1 protein-coding gene is annotated in these 2,155 nt (G+C 65.8%); it reads left to right on the plus strand.

Translation table 11 applies throughout. The features are described 5' to 3' along the window. Nucleotides 1-2,155, plus strand: a 2,155-nt coding sequence (locus EN990_RS21955) for a VCBS domain-containing protein (RefSeq protein WP_206526352.1), incomplete at both ends; no start/stop codon positions are given.

Genomic DNA, 2,155 nt, shown 5'->3' on the forward strand with positions numbered 1-2,155 from the left:
GCCTTGCAGTTTGGGCTTCTGGATCGCCGCGAACTGTTCCCGTCCATCGTCGACAGGCCGGTTTCAGTGGTGGCCACGTCACTGCTTGCCCCGACCGAAGCGGCCAGTGAAACTGGCCTCGATGGCAACCAGACACAATCGCCCGGCAGCGACGCGCCAAGCAATTCCGAAACCTCAGGCATCGGAACGATCAGCATCGACGCACCGGATGGAATCGGGTCGATCGTTATCAACGGTGTCGCCGTCACCGGCGTCGGCCAGCAGATTCCTGGCGATTTCGGCTTTCTGACGATTGTCTCCTACAATCCGAGCACCGGCGCCATCGAATATAACTACACGGTGACCGAATCGGTCACTCATCCCGAGCACACGAACGGATTCGATCCCAACGACACGGTTCCGGACAATTTCAGCATCACTGTCACGGACGTCGACGGCGATTCGGCCAGCACCACCTTTGCCGTCGCCATCGTCGACGACGTGCCGACCGCGGTTGCCGATACGGACAGCGTGACGGAAGACGGCGCGACGGTCGCGGACGGCAACGTGATCACGGCCAGCGGCGGCGCGGACGCGAATGTGACGGACGGCGTCGCCGACGTTAAGGGCGCGGACGGGGCGACGGTAACGGGCGTCGAGGCAGGCACGGTCACATCGGCCTCGGGCCATGTCGGGTCGGCCGTGGCGGGCAGTTACGGTTCGATCACGATCGATGCGGACGGCCACTACAGCTACACGCTGAACAACGGCGCTGCGGCGGTCCAGGCGCTGACCACCGGCCAGCATCTGACGGACACGTTCACGTATACGCTGACCGATGGCGACGGCGACACCTCGACGACAACGGTCGAGATCACCATCAACGGCACCAACGACGTGCCGCAGGTCGTCGTTGACCAGGGCAACCCGGCCGGCGCGCATGATCAGGTCTATGAAGCAGGTCTGGCGGCGGGTTCGGCGGCCGGCGACGGCAGCACGGTTGCGACAGGCACCTTCACGGTGTCGGACGCCGACGGGCTCGACGACGTGCAGAGCGTCACCATCGGCGGCGTCACGGTTGCCATTGGCAGCCTTAACGGTTCGGTCTTCCAGGGCGACCACGGCACGCTGCTGATCACCGGCTACAACCCGGCAACCGGCGTTGCTGCCTATCAGTACACGCTGACCAGCCCGACCACGGACGTTCCCGCAGTCACCGAGACCGACAGCTTCTCGCTCACCGTTTCGGACGGCACCTCGTCGTCGGCTCCGGCAGCCATCGTCATCGACATCGTCGACGACGTGCCCAATGCGGTCGACGACACCAACAGCATCAGCGAGGACGCGCTCTCGCCGGTCAACGGCAATGTGCTGACCAACGACCTGCATGCCAACAACCAGCCGGGCGCCGACACGCCGACGAGCTTCATCAGCTGGGATGGCTCGACGACGGGCGCGCACGGCACCTTCGTGGCCAATCCCGACGGCACCTACACCTATACGCTCAACAACGCCGATCCGGCGGTGCAGGCGCTGGACGCCGGCCAGACGCTGACCGAGACCTTCAACTACACGATGAAGGATGCCGACGGCGAGACCGATACGGCAACGCTGACCATCACCATCAACGGCACCAACGACGTGCCGCAGATCGTCGTCGACCAGGGCAACCCGGCCGGCGCGCATGACCAGGTCTATGAAGCAGGTCTGGCGGCGGGTTCGGCGGCCGGCGACGGCAGCACGGTTGCAACAGGCACCTTCACGGTGTCGGACGCCGACGGGCTCGACGACGTGCAGAGCGTCACCATCGGCGGCGTCACGGTTGCCATTGGCAGCCTCAACGGTTCGGTCTTCCAGGGCGACCACGGCACGCTGCTGATCACCGGCTACAACCCGGCAACCGGCGTTGCTGCCTATCAGTACACGCTGACCAGCACGACGACGGACGTTCCGGCAGTCACCGAGACCGACAGCTTCTCGCTCACCGTCTCTGACGGCACCTCGTCGTCGGCCCCGGCGGCCATCGTCATCGACATCGTCGACGACGTGCCGACGGCGCATGCCGACACCAACAGCGTGTCGGAAGGCGCGCAGGCCTCGGGCAACGTGCTGACGGACGGGACGGCGGACGTTCTGGGCGCCGACGGCGCGGCACCTGGCGGGGCGGTGACGGGCG

It is taken from the genome of Mesorhizobium sp. M7A.F.Ca.US.005.03.1.1 (assembly GCF_003997975.1).
In the GTDB taxonomy this organism is placed as follows: domain Bacteria; phylum Pseudomonadota; class Alphaproteobacteria; order Rhizobiales; family Rhizobiaceae; genus Mesorhizobium; species Mesorhizobium ciceri.